Annotated in this window: 6 protein-coding genes; 4 read left to right on the top strand and 2 right to left on the bottom strand. The window is 42.0% G+C overall.

The annotated features are described in order from the left end of the window. Positions 1–166: 166 nt before the first annotated feature. Positions 167–856 carry a response regulator transcription factor NblR gene (nblR, locus tag BGL89_RS15645; protein WP_286826484.1) on the top strand — a complete coding sequence of 230 codons (690 nt, stop codon included), beginning with the start codon at positions 167–169 and terminating at the stop codon, positions 854–856. Between the two features lie 118 nt (positions 857–974). Here the strand turns inward: nblR and BGL89_RS15640 are convergent, their stop codons facing one another. Then, positions 975–1,772: a glutathione S-transferase gene (locus tag BGL89_RS15640; RefSeq protein ID WP_286826483.1), complete on the bottom strand. Its 798-nt coding sequence runs from the start codon at positions 1,770–1,772 to the stop codon at positions 975–977. Between the two features lie 332 nt (positions 1,773–2,104). Between BGL89_RS15640 and BGL89_RS15635 the strand changes: the two genes are divergently transcribed. From BGL89_RS15635 to BGL89_RS15625, 3 genes are all read left to right on the top strand, one after another. Further along, on the top strand, positions 2,105–3,313 hold the full coding sequence (locus tag BGL89_RS15635) for a hypothetical protein (RefSeq protein WP_286826482.1): 1,209 nt from the start codon (positions 2,105–2,107) through the stop codon (positions 3,311–3,313). Positions 3,314–3,346: 33 nt separating this feature from the next. Beyond that, positions 3,347–4,339: a pentapeptide repeat-containing protein gene (locus BGL89_RS15630; RefSeq protein WP_286826481.1), complete on the top strand. Its 993-nt coding sequence runs from the start codon at positions 3,347–3,349 to the stop codon at positions 4,337–4,339. A gap of 65 nt (positions 4,340–4,404) precedes the next feature. Then, complete coding sequence (locus BGL89_RS15625) at positions 4,405–4,872, top strand: retroviral-like aspartic protease family protein (protein ID WP_286826480.1); 468 nt, start codon at positions 4,405–4,407, stop codon at positions 4,870–4,872. On the opposite strand, the gene BGL89_RS15620 is transcribed toward BGL89_RS15625, so the two are convergent. Then, positions 4,867–6,528 (bottom strand): M14 family metallopeptidase, encoded by a 1,662-nt coding sequence (locus BGL89_RS15620; protein WP_286826479.1) that lies wholly within the window; start codon positions 6,526–6,528, stop codon positions 4,867–4,869. The two genes, BGL89_RS15625 and BGL89_RS15620, sit on opposite strands and share 6 nt — an antisense overlap. Positions 6,529–6,597: the final 69 nt, after the last annotated feature.

The raw sequence follows: 6,597 nt of genomic DNA, 5'->3' as shown, positions 1-6,597 counted from the left end.
CTAAAACGCTTGTGGATTCGGTCTGACGGGGGCATAGTCTTCGGATTGTGTCTAGTTAAGAGGAGTAGAAGCAAGAATCTCCCGTCACAGCCTAGCTTGACGGCGAGAGTGTCAAAATTAGGTAGTCCCCTCCCTATCTTTCCTATTTCTTTACCGCTTCTGATTTATGAGTACATCCGTTCCGAGTTCTTCAATTCTCTTGGTGGGAATTGAGGAGAATATCGCTAAACTAGCTAGTGCGGACTTGAAAGAAGCAGGTTATCGTCCCCTGATCGTGCCTAGCATTGATATGGCTTTCCCAGAAGTGAAAAGTTGTCAGCCAGCGATAATTATACTCGATCGCTTCCTCGCAGCGGAGGCTGGTGTGAATTTTTGTCGTCGTTTACGTTCCCAGGGAAGTCGCGTTTATATTATTTTGTTAGTATCTCAAGAAACCCTAGAAGAACGTCTGGCCTGTTTGGAAGCGGGAGCCGACGATTATTTTCTCAAACCCTATAATTCGCCATATTTTCTCAAATTAATCCGTTTTTACCTGCAACCTCTGGAAATTATCCCCGAACAATTGCGTTTTGGTGACTTAGTATTAGATTTAGCCAGTCGTCGTCTCTCCTATAAAAACAAAAATATTGAGTTGACGATGAAGGAATTTGAACTGCTGCGCTACCTCATGATTCACCCCAAAGAAGTATTATCGAGGGATAAAATTCTCGAAAATGTCTGGGGAGACGAATTTCAAGGAGAATCAAACGTTATTGAGGTGTATATTCGCTATTTACGCCTGAAGATGGAGGCTGGTGGTCAAAAACGCCTCATTCATACCGTGCGTGGTGTGGGCTACGTTTTACGGGAATCTTAACAGTAATCAGTGATCAGTGATCAGTAATCAGTAATCAGTAGATTGCTTTTATTTATTCTCCCCAGACCCCACACCCTACACCCCACACCCCACACCCTACCACCCTAGTCAAGCGCTGCTATTCAATCTGGATGGAGTTGGGGGAATCGATAGGAGGGGTGGAACTTCCCGGGGTGATAGTTTGACGGTATTGACTATAAAGACGGTCGCGCCAAGCAAAAAAGCCCTCGTAGGCGCTATTATCGGCTAACCCTGGAATCCCCTTGCCTTGCAATTCCCTGGGTAAGTTGAGATAGGAACCCTGGGGAAACTGAAGCAGTACACTTAATCCCGCCACGGCTAAATCGGCTAAAGTGGGCTGATCCCCGACTAAATAGGGACGATTGGTTAAAATGAGGTTCAAAGCTTCTAAATCCTGTTGTAGCCCCTTTTTCGCTGTATTGATAGCATCTTTTCCCAGACCTACACCCGCCCCCAAAATATCAATTAATTCCCCTGGCACAGAACCCAGCAACAAGCGCATAAAATCGGGAGTTTCCCGGGGTAAAAAAGCGGTACGAAAGTTTTGATTTTGGGCAAAAGCGCCGAGAAAAGCGGTTCTTCCTTTTAATCCCAGGGATTCATCGGCCCATTCTTCGATTAATAAACATTGACCCCGTTGTAGGGGATCTGTGGGGATAATTGGTTTTTCAGGATACTTGCGATCGAGATAAAAAGCAATCTCCGTCGAGTCAGCAATATAAGTATCGCCATCCTTGAGGACGGGAACCTGTCGCTGTCCGGAAAGACGGAATAATTCCAATTGTCCCACCCCTGGCACCACGTTCCTTTTTTTATAGGCAAGTCCTTTATAGTCAAGGATGAGACGGACTTTCTCACAATAGGCGGATAATTCAAATTGGTAGAGTTCTAGCATGGGATGATATGGCCTCTCGATAAATCAGTTTCTCCCTGATTACTCTAACCCTATCGGGCATCGGTCGTCTAAACTTAAAGACTTTACTCCGATTTTGCTCGAACATTTGTACTAAAAACGAGAAAGGCGAAAAAATAATCGTTTGCTAATTTTAGGGACCAGATCCGGCAACCCCAACTCAATAGTGCCACGCTTTTAGGTTAGGATATTTTCACGCACTAAAAGCGAGGAATAACTTATATATTCTGGCAAGCTGACTCGCGAGAGACCAATAGCATACCGCTATAGTAGAGGCGTGCGAGGCTGGCTCCTTTCTCGGATCAGAGGTTACTATGCAATTATCCATCGACGTTTTTAATGATGTAGTTCGCTATCTCGACAGCCACGAGGAAAAATTACGGATCAAAAAATTAATCTTTTGTATCTGTAAAAAATATTGGGAAAATGAGCCTAATATTTTGAACGGTGTGGCTATGGAAGACTTGGTGAAGGAGTTAGTGCAAATCAAAACCAATAAAGAACAATTAACTTTTTCTGTTTATAAATTAGTTAAAACCCTCAATCGTCCTCAAGTTTATCTGGGAGTAGCCACGGTTATTATCGAGCAAATCAGTCAATTATATAGTAATATTGCTGCCGCCTACGACAATCAATTATTACCAGTGGAACCGGAAGTTAACCCTAGCTTCACCACCGTTAATAATGATGTCAACAACGAGGAAGATAATTTATTAAGACAGGTGGTTAGTGGAATAGAAAATCATCGAGAGACGGCGAGAATTCAAAAATTAATGTTTGCCGCTTGTAAAAATCGTTGGGAAAACGATCAAGCGGTGATTAATAATTATGGCTTAAAAAATATTGTTTTAGAACTTCAGCGAAACAATCCCAATTTCCTAAGCTTGCGACAAACTCTCAGGCAAGTTGCCGAAAATATTAATAAAAAAGCTCTCTACCTAGCCCTAGCCGATATTATTCTTACGCAGCTAGAGCATCTCTACGATACTGATAACGATGACGAAGAAGAGGATAATGAGTCAAAAAGTCAAAGATTCAACACTCAAATAGTTGATCTAAAGAATGATTCTGATTCTGCGGCTAAAACCACATCTTTCTCCACCTCTAGAAGTGACCCTGTGGATTTTTCCTCTTCGATCATCAATCTAAATGAACCGCAATTAGTCATGGAATTGCCCTTTGCCGAGCCGGCTTACTCAAATAACAACCCCAGTAATTTCCCACAAATTCCTGCCTACGACCCCTTTGAAATTCGTTTAGAAATTTTCCAGTATGCTAATCCTTTACGAGCCAAAATATTGATTTTCTCGCTCCTATTTCATCCTTGGGATCGGAGCGGTCAAGATTGGTTAACTCTGCGAAGTTATACCCTAGAAGATTTACTAAAACAACTCATCCAAAGTGGTAAATCCCTCCAGGATATCGAAGTTCAACTATACAATATTGCTCAAACCCAAATGGATACGGATGCTAACGTTCAAACCGCCAGTATTCTGGTGCAAACTTTACAAAAAATTCTTTGATTTTTTACCCAAATTTATCTGGATATTCTACCTATGAAACCCAACGAATTAATTGCACGTTATGCCGCAGGAGAAACTCAATTTAGTGGCTTAAAATTACCAGGAGTTAATTTAGTTGGTGCTGACTTAATTGGCATTGTTTTAAATGAAGCAGATCTGCACGGAGCCAATCTTCTCTTTACCTATCTTAACCGGGCTAATCTCGCTCAAGCTAATCTTGTGACAGCTAATTTAAGCGGTGCTAGTCTCAACCAAGCTGACTTAAATGGGGCAGATTTACGCAGTGCCAATTTACACGGAGCGATGCTACAAGGGGCTAATCTTCGTGATACCGATATAACCCTAGCGACGTTACTTGATGCTAACTTAATCGGTGCGGATTTACGGGGGGCTGATTTAAGTGGTGCTAACCTCACTGGTGCTTGTTTGCGGGGAACAAATATGCGTCAGGAAAAGAAAAATCATAAGACTAATTTACAAGGGGCTAATTTCTCCCGCGCCGACCTGCAAGGGGCTAATATGAAAGGGGTTGATCTGGTGCGAGCAAATCTAGTAGGAGCCAATTTAAAGGATGCTAATTTGTGCAATGTTGACCTCAGAAAAGCGGATTTAACTAATGCTAATCTCCAAGATGCTTTACTTACTGAGGCTAATTTAATCGGGGCGCGTTTAGTGGGGGCAAATCTAGCGGGAGCCAATTTAGTGCGGTCAAAAATGACCGATACGGAAGCAATGCAGGCAAATTTCCATAGTGCAACTATGACTCAAATAAAATTTGATCGAGCTAATCTTAGTCAAGCTAATTTTCAAGGAGCAAGAATGAATCATGCTGACTTAAGAAGGGCTAATCTTTCAGGAGTTAATTTCAGCGAAGCGGATTTAGTCGATGCTTTCTTTGCTAGAGCAAATCTTATCGGTGCTGATTTAAGTAATGCTGATCTAACTGGTGCTGAGTTAATGAGTGCTAATCTGATGGGAGTTAACTTCCGCGGTGCAATTATGCCCGATGGCCGGATTAATAATTAAAATTACTAGACAGTGTTGTTGGCAATTATTCCGGTATAATTGCAGGTAGAATTGAGGGTAATCTTATGGTTGAGCCAGTAATTATTGCAGAAGATATGGGCAAAATCTACACCACCATTACAGTTATCAATCGCGCGGATCAAATTCGTGCGGAGGATGGTATGATCGCACCGGAACAAATTCGCTCTCTTCCCCTAGAAAATGTCTTGGTGGATACGGGAGCAACTACTCTTTGTCTGGTGCCGGAAGTAATCTCACGCTTGGGTTTACAGCTTTTAAAAGAGGTAGATGTGGCTACGGCTAAAGGCATAGGAAAAGCGAGAATTTTTCGCGATGCTACCTTGATTATTGCGGGACGGGAAGGGACTTTTGAATGTTTGGAATTACCTGGAGGTCAAAACAATTTATTAGGAATAATTCCTTTAGAAGCTTTGGGATTAAAACCGGAGCTTCGCAGCCAAAAATTGCGAGTCTTACCCACAGAATCCCCCGAGACTTATTTAACAATTTTATCGAACAAAATAGCTCTATAAAATCACTTTTTGTCTGACTGTTCCGGCTCTTTCAGCTATAGCGATGATCTCGATTTCTTGACCAGAAACTCCCTTAATCACCCATTCCACCGTACGGCGATAATCTAAACCGTGAGCAAGACTACTATATACTTTATTTGAGCGCCCTTCTAAGTGACCGATTTCCTGCTCTAATTTTCCCACTATTAAACTCACCTCATCGGCTAAATTTAACTTGACTTGAATGGGACGAACAATCTTTCTTTCCAGTGCCTTTTTACTGGTATAAGTGGGTAAGAATCCCTGATTTTCTAACTGTAAAACCAGATGATAAATACCATTTCCCTCCGACTTAAGATCAAGACGAGAGATAGCTAAAAGAGGTGACATTAAAGCATGGGCAATAGTAAACTGACATTGTTTCTCACATAAATCCGGTAAATACTTTTCTGGGGCATTTTGCCAGACATTTTTAAAGTCCCAACCGCCAATTTCCACCTCTCCCAATTGGGGATGATGAAAACTTTGCCAATTAATAAAACCCTTTCCCGCTAAATTCTCATCATTCCAACGCTGTAACTTCAATTCATCTTCCAAAGGATGCCAGCGAAACCATTGAATATAATCATCTTTTTTCACTGCTGCTTGGGTGGGTGCATCCCATAACTCCACCGTAAAACCATACCAACCAAAATGATCGTAACCGTAATCATCCATGGCACCGTTAGTCACTTCTTTGGGATGATAACGAAAATCGTGATAGACAGAAACGCATTCATAACCAGTCATTGCTTTTCCCTTATCAGCAATATATTTATACATTTCTAAGTCTTCCACGGGGAAATATTCATCGGGATGCGTGCTATAGGGACGCAACATGACTGCTGAATAGGTATGATAGGTAACGAAGCCATTAATATTAGTGTTATTTGCCCAAAATTCGGCTTCTGCACGGGTTTCTGGCTCCGAAAAAGGAAAATTGCCGGCCCCTTGTTGTTCCCCTTCAGGAACCCAATAAACGGGATAATTGCGGTTAAAATCCAGGCCCTCTAGGGTGGGGGCAGTGGTAAAATTATAGCCATCGTAATCGCGGATTAAACCTTCGGTGAGCAAAGTGTAAAAAGTTCCTTCAAATTCCTCCGGTTCGCGACGCACCATAATGCGAGGATCTTGTTCAGAAATTTTCCAAGCGCCACAGGTATCTTTTTGGCGCATTTGTAAGATTAAACCATCGCCGTTAATATCTTCAGGATATAGCCCCGGTTTCTCATCCGTGTGGGGATAGGGCCGAATACTCGATCGTAACATATAGGGAGTGGTGAGATATTTTTCTGCTCCATCCACGGCTAATCGCGGCAAAATATAGACAGTGTAATGGTCAAGAAGTCTGGTAATTGGGGAATTATGACCGTATTGGCGCAAAAGATGAGAGATAGTGTAGAGAGCGACGGCAGAGCCTGTTACTTCCCCCGCATGGGTGTTAGCATCAATCCAATAGGCAGGTTTTTCTAAATAGGGGCCTGTTGCTTGATTTGTGAGGGTAGTTAACCAGATATCTCGATTTTCGTAGCTTTTACCGATCGAGGTGAGGCTAATTAAATTAGGATAGGATGAGGCTAGGTTTTTCAGGAAAGAAACTAATTCTTCGTAGGGGTAATAGTGGCTAAAATCAAACATAATCTTCTGCAACTAAAAAAAAGGAGTATCGGGTTAATTTGAGAAAATATAGGATAATAACAGTAAAAA

It is taken from the genome of Microcystis sp. LSC13-02, from assembly GCA_002282935.1.
GTDB lineage: Bacteria > Cyanobacteriota > Cyanobacteriia > Cyanobacteriales > Microcystaceae > Microcystis.
This window is presented reverse-complemented; position numbering and strand designations above follow the sequence as displayed.

Coding starts and splice junctions, on each gene's coding strand:
- BGL89_RS15630 (WP_286826481.1), top strand. CDS start 3,347: ATGAAACCCAACGAATTAATTGCACGTTATGCCGCAGGAGAAACTCAA.
- BGL89_RS15640 (WP_286826483.1), bottom strand. CDS start 1,772: ATGCTAGAACTCTACCAATTTGAATTATCCGCCTATTGTGAGAAAGTC.
- BGL89_RS15625 (WP_286826480.1), top strand. CDS start 4,405: ATGGTTGAGCCAGTAATTATTGCAGAAGATATGGGCAAAATCTACACC.
- nblR (WP_286826484.1), top strand. CDS start 167: ATGAGTACATCCGTTCCGAGTTCTTCAATTCTCTTGGTGGGAATTGAG.
- BGL89_RS15620 (WP_286826479.1), bottom strand. CDS start 6,528: ATGTTTGATTTTAGCCACTATTACCCCTACGAAGAATTAGTTTCTTTC.
- BGL89_RS15635 (WP_286826482.1), top strand. CDS start 2,105: ATGCAATTATCCATCGACGTTTTTAATGATGTAGTTCGCTATCTCGAC.